A 23,182-nucleotide genomic window follows, 5' to 3' on the forward strand; every position below is an offset into this window, starting at 1 on the left:
CCGGGCCAGCCCCTCCAGGAAAATCCAACATGGCACGTTTCTTCATCGATCGCCCGGTGTTCGCCTGGGTGCTGGCGATCTTCATCATCCTGGCCGGCGTACTGGCGATTCCGCGCTTGGCCGTGGAGCGCTATCCGGCGGTCGCGCCGCCCAGTGTCAGCATCTATGCCAGCTACCCGGGGGCCAGCCCGCAGACGCTGAATGATGCGGTGGTCGGGCTGATCGAGCGCGAGCTGTCCAGCGTCAAGCACCTGCTGTACTTCGAATCGTCGGTGGACACCTCCGGCGAAGCCTCGATCACTGCGACCTTCAAGCCCGGTACCAACCCGGAGCTGGCGCAGGTGGACGTGCAGAACCGGATCAAGGCGATCGAGCCGCGCCTGCCGCGCAGCGTGCGCCAGAACGGCCTGTTCGTGGAGGCCGCCGATTCCGGCTTCCTGATGCTGGTCGGCCTGCGTTCGCCGGATGCCAGCGTCAGCGAGGCCGCGCTGGGCGATTTCATGGCGCGCAACATCATCGAAGAGCTGCGCCGCATCGATGGCGTCGGCCGCGTGCAGCTGTTCGGTGCCGAACAGGCGATGCGCGTTTGGCTGGACCCGACCCGGTTGACCGGCTACGGCCTGACCATGGGCGATGTGGCCACCGCCATCGAGCAGCAGAACCTGGAGATCTCGCCCGGACGCATCGGTGATTCGCCGGGTGTTCCAGGCCAGCGCATCACCGTGCCGCTCAGCGCCGATGGGCAGCTGTCCACGCCGGAGCAGTTCGCAGCCATCGTGCTGCGCGCCGGGGCAGACGGTTCACGGGTGGTGCTGGGCGATGTCGCCCGCGTCGAACTGGGCGCGCAGAGCTATGCGTGGGGCACCCGCGAGGATGGCCACCCAGCGACCGCCGCCGGGGTGCAGTTGCGTCCTGGCGCGAACGCAGTGCGCACCGCGTCGGCGGTCCGTGAGCGCATGGCCGAACTGGCGCCGCTGCTGCCGCGCGGCGTGGAGTCGAGCATTCCGTTCGACACCGCACCGTTCGTGAAGATCTCGATCCAGAAGGTGGTGCAGACGCTGCTGGAGGCCATGCTGCTGGTGTTCGCGGTGATGTGCCTGTTCCTGCAGAACTGGCGCTACACGCTGATTCCGGCGCTGGTCGCACCGATCGCGCTGCTCGGCACCTTCGCGGTGATGCTGGCACTGGGCTTCTCGATCAACGTGCTGACCATGTTCGGCATGGTGCTGGCGATCGGCATCATCGTCGACGACGCCATCGTGGTGGTCGAGGGCGTGGAACGGATCATGGCCGAGGAAGGACTGCCGCCGCGCGAGGCCACCATCAAGGCGATGCGCGAGCTGACCGGCGCGGTGATCGGCATCACCCTGGTGCTGACCGCCGTGTTTATTCCGATGGCGTTGGCCAGCGGCTCGGTGGGCGCGATCTACCGCCAGTTCACCGTGGCGATGGCGGTGTCGATCCTGTTCTCGGCGCTGCTGGCATTGAGCCTGACGCCGGCGCTGTGCGCGACCCTGCTGCGCCCGAATACCCATGGACACCATGGTCGTGTCGGGCTGTTCGGTGCCTTCAATCGTGGCTTCGAGAAGATGACCGGGCGCTACCAGCGTGGCGTGGCCTCGGTGCTGCAGCGCAGTGGGCGGGTGATGGGCGTGTTCGCCGCACTGGTGGTGGCGCTGCTGCTGGGCCTGCACTGGTTGCCGGGCGCATTCCTGCCGGAAGAAGACCAGGGCTATTTCATGACTTCGATCCAGCTGCCGGCCGAAGCCACCGCCGAGCGCACGCTGGCCGTGGTCGAAGCCTACGAGCGGCACGTGGCCTCGCGTCCGGGCATCGGCTCCAACCAGTCGATCCTCGGCTACAGCTTCTCCGGCTCCGGCCCGAGCGCGGCGCTGACCTACACCATGCTCAAGGACTGGAGCGAGCGTGCAGGCGCCACCGCGGCCGGCGAGGTGGAGGCCGCGCAGAAGGCGATGTCCACGATTGCCGAGGGCGAGGTGATGAGCGTGATGCCGCCGGCGATCGACAGCCTGGGCCGTTCGTCCGGCTTCTCGCTCGCCCTGCAGGCGCGTACTGGGCAGAGCCAGGCCGAACTACGCGCGGCCCTGCAGCAGCTGCTGAAGCTGGCCGAGGCCAGCCCGCTGCTGTCCGAGGTGCATGCCGATGGCCTGCCGGCCGGCACCAGCGTGCGGCTGGACATCGACCGGGCCAAGGCCGAGGCGATGGGCGTGGGCTTCGAACACATCAGCAGCACGCTGTCGGCTGCGATGGGCTCGCAGTACGTCAATGACTTCCCCAACAAGGGCCGGTTGCAGCAGGTGATCCTGCAGGCAGACGCCTCGCACCGGATGGAACTGGAGGACGTGCTGAAGCTGTACGTGCGTAACAGCGAGGGCGGCATGGTGGCGCTGTCCGAACTGGTGACCCCGCACTGGACCGAGGCGCCGCTGCAGCTGCAGCGCTATCTCGGCTTCCCGGCGCTGAATCTGTCCGGCGCCCCGGCCTCCGGCGTGTCGACCGGTCAGGCGATGGCGGAGATGGAGCGGTTGGCGGAGAAGCTGCCGTCTGGCTTCACCCTGCAATGGACCAGCCAGTCGCTGCAGGAGCGCGAATCCGGTGCGCAGGCGCCGTGGCTGTTGCTGCTGTCGATGCTGGTGGTGTTCCTGGTGCTGGCGGCGCTGTACGAGAGCTGGTCGATTCCGCTGGCGGTGATGCTGGTGGTGCCGCTGGGCCTGCTCGGCGCGGTCGCCGCCGTGTTGTTGCGCGGCATGCCCAACGACGTGTTCTTCAAGGTCGGCATGATCACGGTGATCGGGCTGTCGGCGAAGAACGCGATCCTCATCGTCGAGTTCGCACGCCAGCTGCAGCAGCAGGGCCGTGGCCTGGTCGAAGCGGCCTTGGAGGCGGCACGGCTGCGCCTGCGGCCGATCGTGATGACCTCGCTGGCTTTCGCGCTGGGCGTGGTGCCGCTGATGCTGGCGCAGGGCGCATCGAAGGAAACCCAGCAGGCGATCGGAACCGGCGTGTTCGGCGGCATGGTCAGTGCGACCGTGCTGGCGGTGTTCTTCGTGCCGGTCTTCTATGTAGTAGTGCAGGGTGCGCGGCAGTGGATCGCGCAGCGCCTGCGCAGGCGCCGGCCGATGCCGGAAGGAATCGTGGATGGAACGGAACATCGTTGAAGATCTGCACGAGCAACAGTTGATGGCGCTGGAGCAGCGCCTGTGCGCAGCGCTGCTGGAAAATGATCACGATGCGCTGACCGCGCTGGTATCGCCGGCCTTGTTCATGATGGACGGCCATGGCGGCCGCATGCTCGACCTGCCGTGGCTGGGCGATTGGCTGGCCGGTGGCCTGCAGGTACGGAACCTGCAGTTGCACGCGGTGGAAACGCTGCTGTGCGGACGCCTGGCATTGTTGTCCAGTGACGTGCGCTTGTCGGTGCGCGGGCAGGGCCAGGAGCGCGAGCTGAAACTGCGCCTGCTGCGGGTCTGGACCTGCAGTTCCGGCGGCAGCGGTGCGCAGTTGTTGTCGATGGCGGTGCTGGCCGCGTGAGTGCGGTCAGGCCGCTTTCAGGCCCCGCTCACCGGCAGGTGGTAGGGTCGAAGATCTCTGTAGTGTCGACAAGGAGTCGAGCCATGCGTGTAGTCCCCAGTCTGTTGGCAGCCTCCCTCGGGTTGGTCCTGGCCGCGTGCCAGCCGGCACAGCCACCCGCTGCGGGCGGCACTGATGCCGCGCCGCCGGCCGCGCCCGAACCGGCTGCCAGCACCGGCGCCGGTACCGGCAGCGAGACCATGTACCGGTGTGGTGATCTGAACGTGCGCGCGACCTTCAATGGCGAGGATGCGGCGACGGTAGTGATCGGCGAACGTACCTTCGCCATGACCTCCGAGCGTGCGGCGTCGGGCGCGAAGTATGGCGATGGCCAGGGCAACAGCTTCTGGACCAAGGGCAGCGATGACGGCCTGTTGAGCCTGAAGGGCCAGGCCGATCGCGAGTGCCATGCGGTCGAAGCCACCGAAGGCGATGGCAGCGCCGGCAATGCCGCGTTCCGTGCCACCGGCAATGAACCCGGCTGGCTTGCAGTCGTTGACGGCGATGCGCCGGGCCTGCAGGTGGAAGTCGATTACGGCGAGCGCCGCTTCGATGTGGCCAAGCCCGCCGAGGGGGCCGACGGATGGAGTGGCAAGGCGTCCGACGGTACCGACGTCAAGCTCAGCTTCCAGCGCACCACCTGCCAGGACGACATGAGTGGTGAGGCGTTCGAGGCCAAGGTGAACCTGACCATCGGCACCCGCCAGTACCACGGCTGCGGCAATTTCGGCGCGAAGCAGCCGTAAGCTACCTGTAGAGCCGAGCCACGCTCGGCTGCAGTCCCTGTCCAACGCACAGCAGCCGAGCGTGGGCTCGGTGCTACCCGACTGCTACATCCGATGGCCTGCCTGCGGCGAGTACGCCGCAGGCAGGGACAGGCAGCCGATCAGCGCGAGGCGCTTAGTCGGCACGGCCAGCGAATTCGCCGGTGGCGGTGTTCACCAGCACGCGCTCGCCGTTGACGATGTACTCCGGCACCATGATTTCGATGCCGGTGTTGAGCTTGGCCGGCTTCGGGCGCTTGGTGGCGGTGCCGCCCTTCAGTTCCGGCGGGGTTTCAATCACTTCCAGCACCACCGAGGCCGGCAGCTGGATCGCCACCGGCTGCTCGTCGATCACCTGCACGTAGATGCCGGTCAGGCCGTCGGTGATGTAGCCGGCGTCGTCGCCGATCACGTCCGCGTCCAGGGTGTACGGGGTGTAGTCCTCGTCATCGAGGAACACGAACGCATCGCCGTCCTTGTACGAATAGGTGGACTGGCGGCGCAGCAGTTCGACCTCGACCAGGTTGTCGTCGGCATCGAAGCTGGCGTCGAGCTTGTTGCCGCCCGGCACGCTGTACATGATGAAGCGGAAGCGGACGTTGCCGCCGCGACCCTGCGGCGAGCTGCGCTCGATGTCGCGGATCTGGTACACGCCGTTGTTGTACTCGACGACGTTGCCCTTCTTGATGTCGTTGGCTTTCATGGTGATCTAGGTCGTTGGGGGAGGGCGCCGTCCCGGCGCCCGGGGGGAATCACTTCGGAGCGAGGCGGGTAGCGCCGTCCAGGCGGATGGTCTCGCCATTGAGGTAGGTGTTGCCGAGGATGAAGCCGACCAGGCTGGCGAAGTCTTCCGGCTTGCCCAGGCGCGACGGGAACGGGATCGACGCGGCCAGCGACTGCTGCACCGCCTCGGGCATGCCGTCGACCATCGGCGTCCAGAACACGCCTGGAGCAATCGTATTGACGCGGATGCCGAAGCGCGACAGTTCGCGCGCCATCGGCAGCGTCATCGACACCACGCCGCCCTTGCTGGCGGCATACGCGGCCTGGCCAATCTGGCCTTCATAGGCGGCGATGCTGGCGGTGTTGATGATCACGCCGCGCTCGCCGTCGGTGCCGGCCTCGTTGTGCTGCATGCGGTTGGCCGCGGCCTTTGCAACGTTGAAGCTGCCGACCAGGTTGACCATCACCGTGCCCTGGAAGCCGGCCAGCGGCATCGGGCCTTCCTTGCCCAGCACGCGGCCAGCGCCGAGGATGCCGGCGCAGTTCATCGCCACGTTCAGGCCGCCGAGGAAATCGTGGGCCTGGTCGATGGCTGCCGAAACGGCCGCTTCATCGCTGACGTTGACGTTGAAATAGCGGGCCTTGTCGGCACCCAGCCCGGCAACGGCGGCTGCGCCCTTGTCGTCGTTGAGGTCGAACAGGGCCACCTTGCCGCCCTGGGCGACGAGGTGCTGGGCCACGGCCAGGCCGAGGCCGGAGACGCCGCCAGTGATCACGGCACGTACGGAAGACAGCTGCATTGAACGGTCCTGCAGGTTCGAGAACCGCCGATTCTAACGGAAGCCGTGACCGCCGCTGTTGTGCACTGCGCCGCCGGTGCAGGGCGGCGCAGTGCAGCGGTCAGCCGGCGGCGGCCAGTGCCTGGCCGGTGCGGCTGGCAGTGGCGCGGCCGAGCAGACCGGCCAGCCAGCGGCCGGTCTCGGCCAGTGCCGGCAGGTCTACGCCGCTGTCCAGGCCCAGGCCCTGCAGCAGGTAGACCACATCCTCGCTGGCGACGTTGCCGCTGGCGCCCTTGGCATACGGGCAGCCACCGGCGCCGGACACCGCGCTGTCAACCACGCGCACGCCTTCTTCCAGGCAGGTGGCGATGTTGGCAATGGCCTGGCCGTAGGTGTCGTGGAAGTGCACGGCCAGTGCCGCCATTGGAATCTCGGCGGCAACCGCCTGTAGCATCGCCCGTGCCTTGCGCGGGGTGCCGACGCCGATGGTGTCGCCCAGCGAGATTTCGTAACAGCCCATCTGGTGCAGGGCGCGCGCCACCCGCACCACGTCGGCCAGTGGCACCTCGCCCTGGTAAGGGCAGCCGAGTACGGTGGACACGTAACCGCGCACGCGCACGCCATCGGCGGCGGCGCGGCGCAGGATCGGCTCGAACCGGGCCAGCGATTCGTCGATGCCGGCATTGGTGTTGGTGCGGTTGAACGCCTCCGAAGCGGCGGTGAACACCGCCACTTCCTCCACGCCCACCGCACGGGCGCGGTCGTAGCCCTGTTCGTTCGGTACCAGCACCGGGTAGTGGATGCCGGCCCGGCGCTGGATGCCGGCGTAGACCTCGGCGGCATCGGCCAGCTGCGGGATCCACTTCGGGCTGACGAAGCTGGTCGCCTCGATGCTGCGCAGGCCGGTGGCCGACAGGCGGTTGATCAGTTCGATCTTGTCCGCGGTGGACACCGACTGCTTTTCGTTCTGCAGCCCGTCACGCGGGCCGACTTCGACGATGCGGACATAGTCGCTCATGCGGCCACCTCGCTGACGGGGCGATGGCAGACCACCTCGATGTTGTTGCCGTCGGGGTCGAGCACGAAGGCGCCGTAGTAGTCGGGGTGGTACCACGGGCGCAGGCCCGGCGCGCCGTTGTCGCGACCGCCGGCGGCGAGGGCAGCGGCATGGAAGGCGTCCACCTGGGTGCGGCTGGCGCAGGCGAAGGCCACGTGCACGCCGTGGCTGGCGGTGCCGCCATTGCCAAGCCAGAAGAACGGCTTGCCCTCGCTGCCGAAGCCGATGTGGTCGTGCGCGCCGGTCTGTTCGGCGGTGACTTCCATCACCACGCCGATCTGCAGCGGCGCCAGCGCCTGCAGGAAGAAGGTCTTGCTGCGCGCCAGGTCGGCGCTGGTCAAACCAAGATGATCGAGCATGTTCAGGCTTCCGTGACCCAGTGGGGCGCGCGCTTGTCGAGGAAGGCGCCCAGGCCTTCCTGGCCCTCGGCGGACACCCGCAGGCGCGCGATCAGGGCGGCATTATCGCGATCCAGGGCATCGCGGTCATGGCTGTCACGCACCTGCCGCACCAGCTGCTTGGCGCTGGAAGAAGCGATCGGGCCGGCCTTGTCGAGCAGGGCCAGCTGGCGCTGCACGGCCTCGTCCAAGCGTTCCGGCTCGACCAGCTGGTGGACCAGGCCGATGCGCAGCGCAGTCTCGGCGTCGAAATGCTCGCCGGTGGCGAACCAGCGACGGGCCTGGCGCGGGCCGATGGCCTCGATCACGTAGGGAGAGATCACCGCTGGCAGCAGGCCGAGGCGGCTTTCGGTCAGGCCGAAGCGGGCCGCGGTGCTGGCGATGGCGATGTCGCAGCAGGCGACCAGGCCGACGCCGCCACCGAAGGCCGCGCCATGGACCCGGGCCAGGGTCGGCTTGGGCAGCTCGTCCAGGGTGCGCATCAGCCGCGCCAGGGCCAGCGAGTCCTCGCGGTTGTCGGCCTCGCTGGCGGCGGCCATGCCACGCATCCACTGCATGTCAGCGCCGGCCGAGAAGGAGGCGCCGTGGCCGGCCACCACTACCGCGCGCACCGCGTCGTCGCGTCCGGCGGCTTCGAGGGCGGCGGTCAGCCGCGCTATCAAGCCGGCGTCAAAGGCATTGTGCAGCTCGGGCCGGTTCAGCCAGAGGGTGAGGACGGCGCCGCTGCGCTCGATCTGCAAAGCATCGTTCATGGGATTCCAGGGTCACTCCATACCTGTATGGATCATAGCGGGCCATTGGTCATGGGCCATGACGCGACGCGGGAATGTTAGAATCGAGAACCATTTACATCCAGCAGAGAATGCGCTAGATGACGCTGTCCGAACTGCCGCTGCACGCCTCGGCCGTGGTCGAGTCCGTGCAGGACCTCCATGCCAACGATGCCATCGCCCGTCGCCTGCGCGAGCTGGGTTTCGTGAAGGGCGAGGAAGTGCGCCTGGTGGCCAAGGGCCCGGTCGGTGGCGAGCCGCTGCTGGTGCAGGTCGGGTTCACCCGGTTTGCGCTGCGGATCAGTGAAGCCAAGCGCGTCGTGGTCGACGCCAACCGCCAGGAGCGTCGCGCATGACCGCTGCAACTTCTACCGCGCCCCTGCGCATTGCGCTGGTCGGTAATCCCAACAGTGGCAAGACCGCGCTGTTCAACCAGCTGACCGGCAGCCGGCAGAAGGTTGCCAACTACACCGGCGTCACCGTTGAGCGCAAGGAAGGCCGCCTGCGCGCGCCGTCCGGCCGCGAGTTCGCCGTACTCGACCTGCCCGGTGCCTACAGCCTGCACCCGGCCAGCCTGGACGAGGCGATCACCCGTGACCTGTGCCGGGGCTTCTACCCGGGCGAGGCTGCACCGGACGTGCTGCTGTGCGTGATCGACGCCACCAACCTGCGTCTGCACCTGCGCTTCGCGCTGGAACTGCGCGAGCTGGGCAAGCCGATGGTGGTTGCGCTGAACATGGTCGATGCGGCCCAGCGCCGTGGCATCCAGGTGGACGTGGCCGCGCTGGAGCGCGAGCTGGGCGTGCCGGTGGTGGAAACCGTGGCGGTGCGCAAGCAGGGCGCCAAGGCCCTGGTCGAGCGCCTCGATGCGATGGTGCCGCACCTGGATGCGCCGGTGCCGGGCCCGGAAGGTGGCATCGACTACCACGCCAAGGTGCGCGAGATCCTGTCGGTGGCCGTGCGCATGCCGGCACGGACCGCCAAAGTCGACGACGCGCTGGACCGCTGGCTGCTGCACCCGGTGTTCGGCCTGATCAGCCTGGCGGTGGTGATGTTCCTGATCTTCCAGGCGGTGTATGCCTGGGCGACACCGTTGATGGACGGCATCGAGGCCGGTTTCGCCTGGCTTGGTGCCTTCGTCGGCAGCGTGCTGCCGGAAGGCCCGCTGGCCAGCCTGCTGACTGACGGCATCATCGCCGGTGTGGGTGGCGTGGTGGTGTTCCTGCCGCAGATCCTGATCCTGTTCTTCTTCATCCTGGTGCTGGAGGAATCCGGCTACCTGCCGCGTGCGGCGTTCCTGCTCGACCGCATGATGGCCGCCGCCGGCCTGTCCGGCCGCTCGTTCATCCCGCTGCTGTCCAGCTTCGCCTGCGCGGTGCCGGGCATCATGTCCACGCGCAGCATCCAGGACCCGCGTGACCGCCTGGCCACGATCCTGGTGGCGCCGCTGATGACCTGCTCGGCACGCCTGCCGGTGTACGCGCTGCTGATCGGTGCGTTCATCCCGCAGAAGACGGTGTGGGGCGCGTTCAACCAGCAGGGCCTGGTGCTGTTCGGCCTGTATGCGGCCGGCATTCTCAGTGCACTGGCGATGTCGTGGATCATGAAGAAGTGGCGCCGCGACAAGAGCGAGCACCCGCTGATGCTGGAGCTGCCGTCGTACCGGCTGCCGCATGTGCGCGATCTGGCGGTGGGCCTGTACGAGCGCGGCATGATCTTCCTCAAGCGCGTCGGCGGCATCATCCTGGCGCTGACCATCCTGCTGTGGGTGCTGCTGTCGTTCCCGGCGGCGCCGGTCGGCGCCACCATGCCGGCCATCGATTACAGCTATGCGGGCCAGATCGGCCATGCGATGGCGGTGTTCTTCGCGCCGCTGGGCTTCAACTGGCAGATCTGCATTGCGCTGATTCCGGGCCTGGCCGCGCGCGAAGTGGCGGTGTCCTCGCTGGCGACCGTGTACGCGCTGTCCGCAGCCGATGACGATGCCGCCAGCCAGGCGCTGACCCCGCTGATCAGCGACGGCTGGTCGCTGGCCACCGCGCTGTCGCTGCTGGTCTGGTACATCTACGCCCCGATGTGCATCTCGACGCTGGCCACCATCAAACGCGAGACCAATTCGTGGAAGACGATGGCCTTCTCGGCGTTCTACCTGTTTGCTGCGGCCTACGTGGCGGCGCTGATCACCTACCAGGTGACCAAGGCGCTGGGAGGCGGCTGATGGATACCGGCCTGCTGATCCAGTACCTGATCATCGCGGTGGCCGTACTGGTCAGTGCCTGGGTGGTGTTGAAGAAGCAGTTCCCCGGCACCGTGCGCAGGCTGCGCGGGGCGCTGGCGCTGGCCCTGCTGAAGCCGGGCCGCGCTGCCTGGCTGCAGGCGCTGGGGCGGAAGATCGCACCGCCGGTGAGCGGAGGCGGTGGCGCCTGTGGCGGTTGCGACAGCTGCGGGCCGACGCCGCCCAAACAGCACTGAATGTGTCCTGGTAGGTGCGAACCTTGGTTCGCACGCTCCTGGAGTCCATCCACGCATGGCGTGGATCTGCTAGACCTCTCTGCGGATGAGCGCGCGGAAGTTCCCGTCCTGATTCAACCGCCGCACCGACTCGCGGTTTCCATGGGTTGCCGCGAAGCCCGCCACGTCGGCAAGGGCATCGAGCAGGAGGCATTTCATCCCATCGCGATTGCCGGCCTCCAGCAGATCATCCAGATCCTGCTGGATGAAGGCCCGGCGCAGGCCCGGCGTCTCTTCGATCCGCCAGTCGACATGGGGCGTGGGAATACTGGAGCGGTATCTGAAGGCGGTTTCAAGGTCGTCAGGCGCGAGGGGATACGCGAGCAGTTCTGGAAAGTAGAGCCCGGCATTCACATAGAAGCCCCGGCTTTCGCTGGCGCGTTGGTGATTGACGACAAGCAGGGCGGCATCCAGCAAGCGGTAGCGGGTCGTCGACGTGCCGGAAAAGCCGGTCTTCCTGGCGCACTTGCTGAAGACAGTCGAGGATTTCATGGGCTTTGCCTGGGCCGTAAGAAGTGCCTACAGCCTTGAGGCGCGGTGCCTGGCGGTCAATTGGCAAACGCGACACATGGAACGTGGCCGGCATTTCATCCACGCATGGCGTGGATCTACCTGGCGCGTGAACCCAGCTCTGCTGCCAGCGCCAGCCACTTGCTGCGTTGTGCTGGGGTACTGCTGCGCACCGCACCGAGACGGCTGACCCGCACCGGGCGGATGCCGCAGAATTCCAGAATGGTGGCGCGGATCTGGGTGATGCCCGGGTCGCGGTAGATCCAGCGGTAGTACCAGGGCGGCGTATCCAGCGTGGTGATCACCCGCGCGCTGCGCCCGGCCAGCAGCCGGTCCCACCACACCGAATCGCGCCGGTAGCGGAAGGCGTACCCCGGCAACAGCACGCGGTCGAAGAAGCCCTTCAGCAGCGCCGGCATCGCACCCCACCAGGTGGGATAGACCAGCACCAGATGGTCGCAGGCCTCGATCGCATCCGCCGCGTCCTGCAGGCCGGCTTCCAGTGGCTGGATCTGGCGGTAGCCATGGCGCAGCACCGGATCGAACTCGAGGTCACCCAATGCGATCAGGCGCACCCGGTGGCCGGCATTCTCGGCGGCCGTGGCGTAGCGCTGGGCGAGGGCGCCGCACAGGCTGTCGCGGTCGGGATGGCCAAGCAGGATCAGGATGGAACGGGACACGGCAACCTCGGGCAATGGAATGTGCGCGAGGTTGGGCTATGCCCCAGGGACAGAGTCAAACGCCAGAGGTGCAGCCGCTGGGTTGCAGGATGCAGTCACTGCTGCCGGAGTGCAGCCATTGCCGCAGTTCGTCGCTGACCTGCTGCAGGTCGAGCTCGACCTGCGCCAGCCGTGCCCGCTCGCTGGCAATGCGGCTGCGCTGCTGCTCAAGCAGGGTCAGCATTGCCTGCCAGTCGAGCCGCCCGTCGCGGCCCTGCAGGCGCGAGATTGCCGCCAGCGTGATACCCAGCCGCAGCGCCTGGCGGATCAGCTGCACCCAGGCCACGTCCTGTTCGCTGTAGTCGCGGTAGCGGTTCAGTCGTGGCACCGGCGGCAGCAGGCCGCGCGCCTCGTACAGTCGGATGGCCTTGGCGCTGGCACCGGTCAGGCGGCTGACCTCGGAGATGCGCATCGGCTCAGTCCCGCACCAGTCCGCCATCCACCACCAGGTTCTGGCCGGTCACCGCGCGTGACCACGGGCTGGCGAAGAACAGCGCGGCATCGGCGAATTCGGTCGGGGTGGTGACGCTGCGCAGTGGGGTGTTGGCGGCGATGTAGTCGAATACCGCTTCGGGTGTGGCGGCGCTGGCATCGGTGGTGCGCAGCAGGCCGCCGGACAGCATGTTGACGGTGATGCCGTGCGGGCCGAGGTCGCCGGCCAGGGTGCGGGTCAGCGACAGCAGCGCGGCCTTGGCGGCGGTGTAGTCGTGGTAGGGCACCACCGGGTTCTGGAACAGGTTGGTGCCGATGTTGATGACGCGACCGAAACGGCGCGCCTGCATCCCGGGCAGGGCGGCCTGCACGGTGTTCAGCGCACCGCGCACACTGCCCTCGAACTGGGCCTGGAAGGCCGGCCAGCCGATGTCGGCAGCACTGTCGCGGGCGTCACCATTGAACGAGAAGGCGGCCAGCGCGTTGTTGACCACGGTGGTGACGCCCTGGCCGAAGTGCGCCAGCGCGTGCTGCAGCATTGCATCGACCTGGGCGCGGTCGGTGACATCGGCCGGCAGCGCGATCGCCTGGCCACCCAGCTCGCTGGCCAGCGCGCGTGCGCCGGCCTCGCTGCGGTGATAGTTGATGATGACGCGGGCGCCCTGTGCGGCGAAGGCGCGGGCGATGTGCTTGCCAAGCCCGCGGCCGGCGCCGGTGACCAGCACCAGCTGTTCGCTGATCTGCATGGTGGAACTGCCATCCATTGCATGAAAGGGCATGCAGCGTAGCAGCGATGGCGCTTGCCGGAGCGGGCGTGCTGCCGCTAGCCTGCGGGCATGAACCAGACTCCCCTGCGATTGCTCATTCATGGCGCTTCCGGGCGCATGGGCCAGGCCCTGCTGCGGCTGGCCGCCGAACACCCCGAAACCCTGCAGATCGTGGCTGCGGTAACCGGCCGTGCGCCGACCCAGCGCGTGGTCGACGGCGTGCCGTTCTTTGCTGCCAGCGAGCTGCCCGGTGCGCCGGCGTTCGACGTGGCGATCGACTTCAGCCTGCCAGAGGGCTTCGACCCGCTGCTGGCGCTGTGCGTAGAGCGGGGTGCGGGCCTGGTTTCAGGCACTACCGGCATCTCCAGTGCCCAGCGCCAGGCGCTGGACGCGGCGGCGGCGAAGATCCCGCTGGTATGGGCCTCGAACTTCAGCCTGGGCGTGGCGGTACTGGACGAACTGGTGGAGCGCGCGGCGCAGGCGCTGGCCGGCTGGGACTGCGATATCGTTGAATCGCACCACACCCAGAAGAAGGATGCGCCATCGGGCACCGCGCTGACCCTGGGCGCGGCTGCGCAACGGGGCGGGGCGGAGCCGCACTACGCCAGCCTGCGTGCCGGTGACATCGTGGGCGAGCACCTGGTGCAGTTCACCGGTCTGGGCGAGCGCATCGAGCTGGTGCATCGGGCCACCAACCGCGACATCTTCGCCCGCGGCGCCCTGTTCGCCGCCCGCCAGCTGCAGGGCCGGGCCCCGGGCAGCTATCGGGTGCGGGACCTGCTGGACGGCCCCCGGTAACGGTCCAGGCCGATGGTAGATGCCAACCTTGGTTGGCAGGCTTTCCGGGAAGCGCCAACCAAGGTTGGCGTCTACCAGGGTCATGGCGGCCCGCATACGCCGCCGGATTGAAATGAATGCGCAATCGCCTGTTCATGAAGTGCGATAACCGCTGGCGCGAGCGCCCCGGCAGCGCTACAATTCGCACTCGCCGAATCACGAAAGCCGGACCGGTCCCAGACCGTACGTCCGCGCTTTTTTGCAACCGGATTTCCGTGAAGCGCAGGCGTGACTTCGGCAGCCCCCTCGGTAGCCAAAGTGAGATTCCCGTGACCCAAGCCGCAATCCTCGTCCTCGAAGACGGCACCGTATTCGAGGGCGAATCCGTAGGCGCGCCCGGCCTGTCCGTCGGTGAGGTGGTGTTCAACACCGCCATGACCGGCTACCAGGAAGTGCTGACCGACCCGTCCTACGCCCGGCAGATGGTCACGCTGACCTATCCGCATATCGGTAACACCGGCATGACCGACCAGGACAATGAAGCGTCCAAGGTGTGGTCGGCCGGCCTGATCGTGCGCGACGTTCCCCGCCGTCCCAGCAACTGGCGCAGCCAGGTGTCGCTGCAGGACTGGCTGATCCAGCGTGGCGTGGTCGCCATCGCCGGCATCGACACCCGCAAGCTGACCCGCATCCTGCGCGAGAAGGGCGCGCAGAACGGTGCGTTGATGGCCGGTGACATCGACGTGGAAAAGGCACTGGAAGCCGCCCGCAAGTTCCCGGGGCTGAAGGGCATGGATCTGGCCAAGGTCGTCACTACCGAGAAGACCTACACCTGGACCGAGGGCCAGCTGGACCTGGATGCCAACGCCTTCGTCAGCGTGCCGGCCAAGTACAAGGTCGTGGCCTACGATTTCGGCGTGAAGACCAACATTCTGCGCATGCTGGCCGAGCGTGGCTGCGAAGTGACCGTGGTGCCGGCACAGACCCCGGCCGCCGAAGTGCTGGCGCTGAAGCCGGATGGCGTGTTCCTGTCCAATGGCCCGGGTGACCCGGAACCGTGCGACTACGCCATCGAAGCGATCAAGACCTTCATCGACGTGAAGATCCCGACCTTCGGCATCTGCCTGGGCCACCAGCTGCTGGGCCTGGCCTCGGGCGCACAGACCATGAAGATGGGCCACGGCCACCACGGTGCCAACCACCCGGTGCAGGACCTGGACAGCGGCCGGGTGATGATCACCTCGCAGAACCACGGCTTCGCGATCGATGAAGCGACCCTGCCGCCGACCCTGCGCGTGACCCACCGCTCGCTGTTCGACGGCACCAACCAGGGCGTGGCCCGCACCGACGTGCCGGCGTTCTCGTTCCAGGGCCACCCGGAAGCGTCGCCGGGCCCGACCGATGTCGGTCCGCTGTTCGACCGCTTCGTGGTGCTGATGGAGCAGGCCAAGGCGTGATCAGTACGCCGCCGGCCCCCCGGTGGCGTCGCGATGGACCGTAAACCCCGCAACGCTGCTGCCGCTGGCGCGGCGCTGCGGATCAAGATTCCTGATCGACAGCGTGCGATCACCCCCCTTGTCACGCTGTACTGACTTAGAGAAGAAAATGCCCAAGCGCACTGACCTCAAGACCATCCTCATCATCGGTGCTGGCCCGATCGTCATCGGCCAGGCCTGCGAGTTCGACTACTCCGGCGCCCAGGCCTGCAAGGCCCTGCGTGACGAGGGTTACCGCGTGGTGCTGGTCAACAGCAACCCGGCCACGATCATGACCGACCCGGAGATGGCCGACGCCGTCTACATCGAGCCGATCAACTGGCAGACGGTCGAGAAGATCATCGCCAAGGAAAAGCCCGATGCGCTGCTGCCGACCATGGGTGGCCAGACCGCGTTGAACTGCGCGCTGGACCTGGCCGACAACGGCGTGCTGGAGAAGTACAACGTCGAGCTGATCGGCGCCAAACGCGAAGCGATCCGCATGGCCGAAGACCGCGAGCTGTTCCGCGTCGCCATGGGTGAGATCGGCCTGGAATGCCCGACCGCCGCCGTCGCCCACACCCTGGACGAAGCGCTGGAGATCCAGACCCGCGTCGGTTACCCGACCATCATCCGCCCCAGCTTCACCCTGGGCGGCAGCGGTGGCGGCATCGCCTACAACCGCGAAGAGCTGGTCGAGATCGTCAGCCGCGGCCTGGAACTGTCGCCGACCACCGAAGTGCTGGTGGAAGAGTCGGTGCTGGGCTGGAAGGAATTCGAGATGGAAGTGGTCCGCGATACTGCGGACAACTGCATCATCGTCTGCTCGATCGAGAACCTGGACCCGATGGGCGTGCACACCGGTGACTCGATCACCGTGGCGCCGGCGCAGACCCTGACCGACAAGGAGTACCAGCGCCTGCGCGATGCCTCCATCGCCGTGCTGCGCAAGATCGGCGTCGATACCGGTGGCTCGAACGTGCAGTTCGGCATCAACCCGAAGACCGGCCGCGTGGTCGTCATCGAGATGAACCCGCGCGTGTCGCGTTCCTCGGCGCTGGCCTCCAAGGCCACCGGCTTCCCGATCGCCAAGGTCGCCGCCAAGCTGGCCGTGGGTTACACCCTGGACGAACTGAAGAACGAAATCACCGGTGGCCTGACCCCGGCCTCGTTCGAGCCGTCGATCGACTACGTCGTCACCAAGATCCCGCGTTTCGCCTTCGAGAAGTTCCCGGCCGCCGATGCCCGCCTGACCACCCAGATGAAGTCGGTGGGCGAGGTGATGGCAATGGGCCGTACCTTCCAGGAGTCGGTGCAGAAGGCGCTGCGTGGCCTGGAAACCGGCAAGGTCGGCTTCGACCCGACCGGCCTGGACCTGAGCAACGAAGAAGACCTGCAGACCCTGCGCCGCGAGCTGAAGGCCCCGGGCCCGGAGCGCCTGTTCTTCGTCGCCGATGCGTTCCGTGCCGGCGTGAGCGTGGAAGAGATCTACGCACTGTCGTTCATCGATCACTGGTTCCTGGACCAGATCGAGGAAATCATCGCGGCCGAAGCCGAAGTCGCTGCCGGTGGCATCGACGCGCTGGACGCCGCCCGCCTGCGCAAGCTGAAGCGCGCTGGCTTCTCCGACGCGCGCCTGGCGCAGCTGACCGGCACCAACGAAGCCGCCATCCGCGCGCTGCGTCGTGCGCACAAGGTGCGCCCGGTCTACAAGCGCGTGGACTCCTGTGCCGGCGAGTTCTCCACCGGTACCGCCTACCTGTACTCGACCTACGAGGACGAGTGCGAGGCCGCGCCGAGCAACCGCGACAAGATCATGATCCTGGGCGGTGGCCCAAACCGCATCGGCCAGGGCATCGAGTTCGACTACTGCTGCGTGCACGCGGCACTGGCGCTGCGCGAGGATGGCTATGAAACCATCATGGTCAACTGCAACCCGGAAACCGTGTCGACCGACTACGACACCTCCGACCGCCTGTACTTCGAACCGCTGACCCTGGAAGACGTGCTGGAAATCGTCGAACTGGAACAGCCGAAGGGCGTGATCGTGCAGTACGGCGGCCAGACCCCGCTGAAGCTGGCGCGCGCGCTGGAAGCCAACGGCGTGCCGGTGATCGGCACCAGCCCGGACTCCATCGACCTGGCCGAAGACCGTGAGCGCTTCCAGCAGCTGGTCGACAAGCTGGGCCTGAAGCAGCCGCCGAACCGCATCGCCCGCAACGACCAGGAAGCCCTGCTGCTGGCCCGCGAGATCGGCTACCCGTTGGTGGTGCGCCCGAGCTACGTGCTGGGCGGCCGTGCGATGGAAATCGTCTACGGCGAAGCCGACCTGGCCCGCTACGTGCGCGACGCGGTGAAGGTGTCCAACGATTCGCCGGTGCTGCTGGACCGCTTCCTCGACAATGCCGTGGAGTGCGACGTCGACATCATTGCCGATGCCCAGGGCAACGTCCTGATCGGCGGCGTGATGGAGCACATCGAAGAAGCCGGCGTGCACTCGGGCGATTCCTCGTGCTCGCTGCCGCCGTACTCGCTGTCGGCTGAAACCCAGGCCGAGCTGCGTCGCCAGGTGGTGGAACTGGCCAAGGCCCTGAACGTGGTCGGCCTGATGAACACCCAGTTCGCGATCCAGACCAGCGATGAAGGTGCCGACACCATCTACCTGCTGGAAGTGAACCCGCGTGCTTCGCGCACCGTGCCGTTCGTGTCCAAGGCCACCGGCATGCCGCTGGCCAAGATCGCCGCCCGCTGCATGGCCGGCAAGACCCTGGCCGAGCAGGGCGCGACCAAGGAAATCGTGCCGGACTACTACTCGGTGAAGGAGGCGATCTTCCCGTTCGCCAAGTTCCAGGGCGTCGACCCGATCCTCGGGCCGGAGATGCGCTCCACCGGTGAGGTGATGGGCGTCGGCCGCACCTTCAACGCTGCCTTCGCGCGTGCGCAGGAAGCCGGTGGCATCAAGGCACCGCCGGTCGGCAAGGCCTTCGTCTCGGTCCGCGATCCGGACAAGAAGCGCGTTCTGCCGGTGGCCAAGGCGCTGCTGGCGCGTGGCTACAGCCTGGTCGCCACCCGTGGCACCGCCGCGTGGCTGCAGCAGCACGGCATGGACTGCGAGATCATCAACAAGGTGGTCGAAGGCCGTCCGCACATCGTCGACTCGATCAAGAACGGCGAGATCGTCTACATCGTCAACACGACCGAAGGTCGTTCGGCGATCAACGACTCGTTCTCGATCCGTCGCGAGGCGCTGCAGCATCGCGTCACCTACTCGACCACCATTGCCGGCGCCAAGGCGCTGGTGGATTCACTGGAATTCCGCGGCACCGGCCCCGTCTGGTCGCTGCAGGAGCTGCACAAGGAGTTGAATGCATGAGAGCCCCCATCACGATGAAGGGCGCGCAGAAGCTGCGCGACGAACTGGATCACCTGAAGTCGGTCAAGCGCCCGAAGGTGATCGCTGCGATCGCCGAAGCGCGTGAGCATGGCGACCTGAAGGAAAATGCCGAGTACCACGCCGCGCGCGAGGAGCAGGGCTTCATCGAAGGCCGCATCAAGCAGCTGGAAGGCGAGCTGTCGCACGCCGAGATCATCGACGTGAGCAAGCTCAATGCCGGCTCGAAGGTGGTGTTCGGCGCCAGCGTGACCCTGGCCGACGTGGAAACCGACGAAGAGAAGAAGTACCAGATCGTCGGTGACCTGGAAGCGGACATCAAGCTGGGCCTGATCGCCATCTCCTCGCCGGTGGCGCGCGCGATGATCGGCAAGCTGGAAGGCGATTCGATCGTGATCGACGCCCCGGCCGGCCAGCGCGAGTACGAGATCGTCAGCGTCAGCTACGTGGACTGACCCGGTGGCAACGGCGACCCTGCTGTTGCCCGCGCGCAGCCGCTTTGCCGCGGCTGCGCTGCCTGATGACGTGGCGCGTGCCCTGGGCCGCGCCAACGCCTCGCAGTTCGAAGCCGGCGAGCGGGCACAGCTGCAGCGCCATTTCACGGTCGCCGCGCCGCACTGGCCGGTGGCCGCACTGAGCCGCCAGCGTGACGTCGGCGATGCTGCCGGCGCGTGCTGGCTGCGTGCCGATCCGGCCTGCATGGTGCCGGACATGCACGGTGCGCGGATGATGGCCTATGGCGAAACACTGCGGCCGACGCTGGCCGACAGCCTGGCCCTGCTGCCGGTGCTGCAGCCGTTGTTCGCCGATGCCGGGTTCGTGCTCGACGCGCCCGATCCCTCGCGCTGGTACCTGCGGCTTCCGATCGACCTGGCCCTGCCGGACTTCGACAGTCCGGACGAGGTGCTGGGCGATGACCTGTTCTCGCACCTGCCGGAAGGCGAGGGCGGTCGCCGCTGGCGGGCGCTCATGACCGAAGCGCAGGTGCTGCTGCACAACCATTCCTGGAACCAGCAGCGCGCCGCGCAGGGACAACAGCCGATCAATTCGCTGTGGTTCTGGGGCGGTGGCGTGATGCCAGTGTCGGTCAACACGGCGCATGCGCAGGTGCGCAGTCGTGATGCCCTGCTGCAGGGCCTGGCTCTGGCGGCGGGCGTGGCCGTGGATGGCGAGCAGGCGGTGGATGCACTGGTCGACCTGCGCCAGCTGCGCTCCCTGCAGCAGCTCGGCAATGATGCGATCCGGCCACTGCTGGCCGCGCTGAAACGCGGCGAGCTGCAGCGACTGGTGCTGGATTTCGAGGATGGCCTGCAGTTTCAGCTGGATCGTGGCCAGCGCTGGCAGTTCTGGAAAAAGCCGCGGCAGCTTCACGATTGAGCGGGATCGGATCCGTTTTCCATGGGAAAACGGCTCTGACCCCCGATGTTTGCCGGGGTTGCCGGCCAGCGGCCGGCACTACCGCCGGAGCCGGGCGCAATCCCGCCAGCCTCTCCCACGCGCGGTATCATCCCTCTGTCTTTCGTAACCGGCGATGCCGATGTCCCTTGCCGCCGATGCCGTGCAGCCCTCCTCTGATACGCCGACGATCCGCCGCCGCGATGCGGTTGCGCCCGCCAACTGGCCGGAGGGCACTCTGCCGTTGCTGGCGCGGCTCTACGCCAGTCGCGGTGCCGGTACCCCGGAGCTGGCGCTGCCGAAGCTGGGCAGCCTGCATGCGCCCGAGCTGCTGACCGGCATCGACGATGCAGTGGGCCTGCTGGTCGAGGCCATCGCCAACGATAAGCGCATCCTGGTGGTCGGCGATTTCGACTGCGATGGTGCTACCGCCTGTGCGGTCGGTGTGCGCGGCCTGCGCATGCTCGGCGCGCAGCATGTTTTCCACGCGGTGCCGAACCGCATGGTGCACGGCTATGGCCTGTCGCCGTCGCTGGTGGAGGAGCTGGTCGCGCTACAGCCGGACCTGCTGGTCACGGTCGATCACGGCATTGCCTGCCACGCGGGCGTGACCGCGGCCAAGGCGCGTGGCTGGCAGGTGCTCGTCACCGATCACCATCTGCCGGGCCCGCAGCTGCCGCCGGCTGACGTGATCGTTGATCCGAATCTGGACGGCGACGCCTTCCCCAGCAAGTCGTTGGCCGGTGTCGGCGTGATCTTCTACGTGCTGATGGCGCTGCGCCGGCAGATGCGCGAGGCCGGCGTCTTTGCCGATGGCAAGGGGCCGGACCTGACCACGCTGCTGGACCTGGTGGCGGTCGGCACCGTTGCCGACCTGGTGGCACTGGATCCGAACAACCGTGCGCTGGTCAGTGCGGGCCTACGCCGTCTACGCGCAGGGCAGGGCTGTGTCGGCCTGCGTGCGCTGATCGAAGCCAGTGGCCGTGATGCCGCGCGACTGACGGCCACCGATATCGGCTTCGCACTCGGCCCGCGCCTGAACGCTGCGGGCCGGCTGGAAGACATGGCGCTGGGCATCGCGCTGCTGCTGACCGAAGACCCGCGCCAGGCGCGCGAGATCGCGCAGACGCTGGAGCAGATCAATTCGGAACGGCGCGCCGTGCAGCAGTCGATGACTGACGACGCCGAGCAGGCGTTGACCCGCGTGGTGCTGGACATGGCCGGCCAGCGACCGGTGGCGGCCTGCCTGTTCGACGCCGATTGGCACCCGGGCGTGGTCGGCCTGGTCGCGTCGAAGATGAAGGATCGCCTGCATCGCCCGGTGATCGCCTTCGCGCCTGCAGAACCCGGTGCCGACACGCTGCGTGGCTCGGCGCGCTCGATTCCCGGCCTGCACATCCGTGACGCACTGGCGCTGGTCGATGCGCGGCATCCGGGACTGATCGAACGCTTCGGTGGGCATGCCATGGCGGCTGGATTGAGCATGCGGCTGGATCACGTCGATGACTTCAAGGCGGCCTTCGTGGCTGTCGTGCTGGAAATGCTCGACCCCGCAGCATTGCAGCAGCAGGTTCTCAGCGACGGCGAACTGGCCGCAGACGAGCTCGACCATCGCCACGCCGATGCGTTGCGCCTGGCTGGACCGTGGGGCCAGGGCTTCCCCGAGCCGCTGTTCGATGGCCACTTCGAAGTGGCCAACTGGCGCGTGTTGAAAGAGCGCCACCTGAAGCTGGAACTGCGCCTGCCCGGTGTACCCGGCACGATCAACGCGATCCATTTCGGCGGCTGGCACGGTAACGCGCCCGGCCGTCATGTGCATCTGGCCTATCGGCTGGCCTGCGATGACTATCGTGGCGGCAGCGCCATCCAGCTGATCGTCGAGCACTGCCTGCCTGCATGAAAAAGGGGACGGAGGGGATTAAGTCGCTTGTGCCTTGTTTGCCACTTGCGACTTAATCCCCTCCGTCCCCTTTTTCTGTGGCGTCAGCGGACCTCGCTGACCAGCATCGGCAGTTCCCAGGTGCCACCGGGCACGCCCCGGCATAGACCCGGTGCCACCTCGGACGTCGCGATGAAGTTCGTCCCGTCCCACGTCCAGGTTGCGTGCGAAATGCAGTCAGCGAGGCCGCGGCCCTTCTGCGCGGCAATGATCTGGCCGTCGGTGTAGTCGATCGCATCGCTGGTCACCCATTGCGCCTGGAACGGCGCCTGCGGGCTGGCGACCCAATAGCCATCGCCGATGTTGTAGGCCCCGCGCCAACACGGGACCGTGACCAGCACATGCTGCGCGTCCAGGCGCCGGACCTGCAGCGGGGAGTTGCTGAGCGGAACGTCGGCATCAGTTTCCTGCAGGCCTTCGCAGCTGTCGTCCTCCAGCGTGGCGCGCAGTGCTGCGCGCAGGGCGGGTGAGGCGGCCAGCCGAGCAAACGCGGGATCATCCGGAGTTGAGTCCAGGGTAGCGGCCTTGCGCACAACCGGCACCGGCAGTGCGGCGGGGACGCTGGATTCAGGCGTGCTGCCCTTGCGCATCACGGCGCCGGGCGTGCCGAGGCGGCCCTGGTACTCATCGATCTTCAGCAGTACCGCCGCGGCACCCTTGTCCGACAGCGGCCAGCGATGGCCAGCGCCATCGGTCACGCTGATTCCACCGCCGCGCACCAATGCGTAAAGCAGTGCGCTGGTCTGCGCAGCAGTCAAGCTGTGCCTGCCTGCGCTCTTCAAGGGAGCAAGGACACCCAGGTCCTGTTGCTGGATGCGCAGATGCAGCGCGCCCTTGGGCTGGGTCTGGCCTTCTTCCGGCTGCAGCGTCAGGCGGCCCTGGATGGCCTGATCCGGGCCGCCCTTGCGGGTGAGCAGCACACTCAGGGTGCTGTCATCGTCGGTGGCGTAGCCGGCGGCGCGGCAGGTCAAGGTGTTGTCACAGGCCACGACCCAGTCGTGGTGCTGGAAATACAGGCTTTTGGCCGGAGCCGCAGCAAGGGCCGTCAGGGGGCAGGCCAGTGCCAACAGAGTGGCCAGCAGGGGCAATCGCATCGGCATCCTTGCGCGTGTGGGAGCGTGGGGCATGGTGCCTGTGGATGGGGGCAAAGAAAAGCCGCGCACGGTCCAACCCCATTCCGGCTG

At 67.4% G+C, this 23,182-nt stretch carries 22 protein-coding genes; 12 read left to right on the plus strand and 10 right to left on the minus strand.

The genetic code is table 11. The annotated features are described in order from the left end of the window. Positions 1-29 precede the first annotated feature (29 nt). From ACZK2R_RS09605 to ACZK2R_RS09615, 3 genes are all read left to right on the plus strand, one after another. Positions 30-3,179 carry a multidrug efflux RND transporter permease subunit gene (locus ACZK2R_RS09605; RefSeq protein WP_125895390.1) on the plus strand — a complete coding sequence of 1,050 codons (3,150 nt, stop codon included), beginning with the start codon at positions 30-32 and terminating at the stop codon, positions 3,177-3,179. Continuing rightward, complete coding sequence (locus tag ACZK2R_RS09610) at positions 3,160-3,552, plus strand: nuclear transport factor 2 family protein (protein WP_125895389.1); 393 nt, start codon at positions 3,160-3,162, stop codon at positions 3,550-3,552. The genes ACZK2R_RS09605 and ACZK2R_RS09610 overlap by 20 nt, the downstream gene beginning before the upstream one ends. A gap of 83 nt (positions 3,553-3,635) precedes the next feature. Next, the gene (locus tag ACZK2R_RS09615; protein WP_180837626.1) at positions 3,636-4,337 is read left to right on the plus strand and encodes a COG3650 family protein; all 702 of its coding nucleotides are present in this window, start codon (positions 3,636-3,638) and stop codon (positions 4,335-4,337) included. Positions 4,338-4,491: 154 nt separating this feature from the next. On the opposite strand, the gene yeiP is transcribed toward ACZK2R_RS09615, so the two are convergent. The 5 genes from yeiP to ACZK2R_RS09640 form a co-directional block, all read right to left on the minus strand. After that, the gene (gene yeiP, locus ACZK2R_RS09620) at positions 4,492-5,058 is read right to left on the minus strand and encodes an elongation factor P-like protein YeiP (RefSeq protein WP_005409468.1); all 567 of its coding nucleotides are present in this window, start codon (positions 5,056-5,058) and stop codon (positions 4,492-4,494) included. Positions 5,059-5,107: 49 nt separating this feature from the next. Further along, entirely contained in the window at positions 5,108-5,878 is a 771-nt protein-coding gene (locus ACZK2R_RS09625; protein ID WP_049457458.1) for an SDR family oxidoreductase, read from the minus strand. A gap of 100 nt (positions 5,879-5,978) precedes the next feature. After that, a complete protein-coding gene (locus tag ACZK2R_RS09630) occupies positions 5,979-6,875 on the minus strand; it encodes a hydroxymethylglutaryl-CoA lyase (RefSeq protein WP_049400129.1) in 897 nt (298 codons plus the stop codon). Then, positions 6,872-7,273: a VOC family protein gene (locus tag ACZK2R_RS09635; protein ID WP_180837625.1), complete on the minus strand. Its 402-nt coding sequence runs from the start codon at positions 7,271-7,273 to the stop codon at positions 6,872-6,874. Before ACZK2R_RS09635 ends, ACZK2R_RS09630 begins: the two co-directional genes overlap by 4 nt. A gap of 2 nt (positions 7,274-7,275) precedes the next feature. Further along, the gene (locus ACZK2R_RS09640; RefSeq protein WP_107432688.1) at positions 7,276-8,064 is read right to left on the minus strand and encodes an enoyl-CoA hydratase-related protein; all 789 of its coding nucleotides are present in this window, start codon (positions 8,062-8,064) and stop codon (positions 7,276-7,278) included. 119 nt (positions 8,065-8,183) lie between these two features. Here ACZK2R_RS09640 and ACZK2R_RS09645 point away from each other — a divergent pair, with 119 nt between their 5' ends. Genes ACZK2R_RS09645 through ACZK2R_RS09655 form a run of 3 tightly spaced genes read left to right on the plus strand, consistent with a single transcriptional unit; the run spans position 8,184 to position 10,554 of the window. Next, positions 8,184-8,438 (plus strand): FeoA family protein, encoded by a 255-nt coding sequence (locus tag ACZK2R_RS09645; RefSeq protein ID WP_032128790.1) that lies wholly within the window; start codon positions 8,184-8,186, stop codon positions 8,436-8,438. Then, positions 8,435-10,300: a ferrous iron transporter B gene (feoB, locus tag ACZK2R_RS09650; RefSeq protein WP_180837624.1), complete on the plus strand. Its 1,866-nt coding sequence runs from the start codon at positions 8,435-8,437 to the stop codon at positions 10,298-10,300. The genes ACZK2R_RS09645 and feoB overlap by 4 nt, the downstream gene beginning before the upstream one ends. After that, positions 10,300-10,554, plus strand: a complete 255-nt coding sequence (locus ACZK2R_RS09655; protein ID WP_180837623.1) for a DUF6587 family protein — start codon at positions 10,300-10,302, stop codon at positions 10,552-10,554. The genes feoB and ACZK2R_RS09655 overlap by 1 nt, the downstream gene beginning before the upstream one ends. Before the next feature lie 69 nt (positions 10,555-10,623). Here ACZK2R_RS09655 and ACZK2R_RS09660 read toward each other — a convergent pair whose 3' ends face one another. The 4 genes from ACZK2R_RS09660 to ACZK2R_RS09675 form a co-directional block, all read right to left on the minus strand. Next, positions 10,624-11,085, minus strand: a complete 462-nt coding sequence (locus tag ACZK2R_RS09660; RefSeq protein ID WP_180837622.1) for a DUF4304 domain-containing protein — start codon at positions 11,083-11,085, stop codon at positions 10,624-10,626. Between the two features lie 116 nt (positions 11,086-11,201). Beyond that, positions 11,202-11,783 (minus strand): NAD(P)H-dependent oxidoreductase, encoded by a 582-nt coding sequence (locus ACZK2R_RS09665; RefSeq protein WP_180837621.1) that lies wholly within the window; start codon positions 11,781-11,783, stop codon positions 11,202-11,204. Positions 11,784-11,838: 55 nt separating this feature from the next. Then, the gene (locus ACZK2R_RS09670) at positions 11,839-12,234 is read right to left on the minus strand and encodes a MerR family transcriptional regulator (RefSeq protein WP_180837620.1); all 396 of its coding nucleotides are present in this window, start codon (positions 12,232-12,234) and stop codon (positions 11,839-11,841) included. A gap of 4 nt (positions 12,235-12,238) precedes the next feature. Continuing rightward, entirely contained in the window at positions 12,239-13,000 is a 762-nt protein-coding gene (locus tag ACZK2R_RS09675) for a 3-oxoacyl-ACP reductase (RefSeq protein ID WP_429000076.1), read from the minus strand. Between the two features lie 138 nt (positions 13,001-13,138). Between ACZK2R_RS09675 and ACZK2R_RS09680 the strand changes: the two genes are divergently transcribed. From ACZK2R_RS09680 to recJ, 6 genes are all read left to right on the plus strand, one after another. Continuing rightward, entirely contained in the window at positions 13,139-13,819 is a 681-nt protein-coding gene (locus ACZK2R_RS09680) for a 4-hydroxy-tetrahydrodipicolinate reductase (RefSeq protein ID WP_478478353.1), read from the plus strand. 308 nt (positions 13,820-14,127) lie between these two features. Beyond that, the gene (gene carA / locus ACZK2R_RS09685; RefSeq protein ID WP_005413213.1) at positions 14,128-15,255 is read left to right on the plus strand and encodes a glutamine-hydrolyzing carbamoyl-phosphate synthase small subunit; all 1,128 of its coding nucleotides are present in this window, start codon (positions 14,128-14,130) and stop codon (positions 15,253-15,255) included. Between the two features lie 148 nt (positions 15,256-15,403). Then, positions 15,404-18,646, plus strand: a complete 3,243-nt coding sequence (carB, locus tag ACZK2R_RS09690) for a carbamoyl-phosphate synthase large subunit (protein WP_180837619.1) — start codon at positions 15,404-15,406, stop codon at positions 18,644-18,646. An 8-nt stretch (positions 18,647-18,654) separates the two neighbouring features. After that, complete coding sequence (gene greA, locus ACZK2R_RS09695; protein WP_026347191.1) at positions 18,655-19,119, plus strand: transcription elongation factor GreA; 465 nt, start codon at positions 18,655-18,657, stop codon at positions 19,117-19,119. Between the two features lie 4 nt (positions 19,120-19,123). Further along, positions 19,124-20,041 carry a phosphoglycerate mutase gene (locus tag ACZK2R_RS09700; RefSeq protein WP_180837618.1) on the plus strand — a complete coding sequence of 306 codons (918 nt, stop codon included), beginning with the start codon at positions 19,124-19,126 and terminating at the stop codon, positions 20,039-20,041. A 160-nt stretch (positions 20,042-20,201) separates the two neighbouring features. Next, positions 20,202-21,959 (plus strand): single-stranded-DNA-specific exonuclease RecJ, encoded by a 1,758-nt coding sequence (recJ, locus tag ACZK2R_RS09705; protein ID WP_180837617.1) that lies wholly within the window; start codon positions 20,202-20,204, stop codon positions 21,957-21,959. Positions 21,960-22,042: 83 nt separating this feature from the next. Here the strand turns inward: recJ and ACZK2R_RS09710 are convergent, their stop codons facing one another. Further along, positions 22,043-23,092 carry a DUF1176 domain-containing protein gene (locus ACZK2R_RS09710; protein ID WP_180837616.1) on the minus strand — a complete coding sequence of 350 codons (1,050 nt, stop codon included), beginning with the start codon at positions 23,090-23,092 and terminating at the stop codon, positions 22,043-22,045. Between the last annotated feature and the right edge of the window lie 90 nt (positions 23,093-23,182).

This window comes from Stenotrophomonas sp. 96582_Sma, from assembly GCF_056480905.1.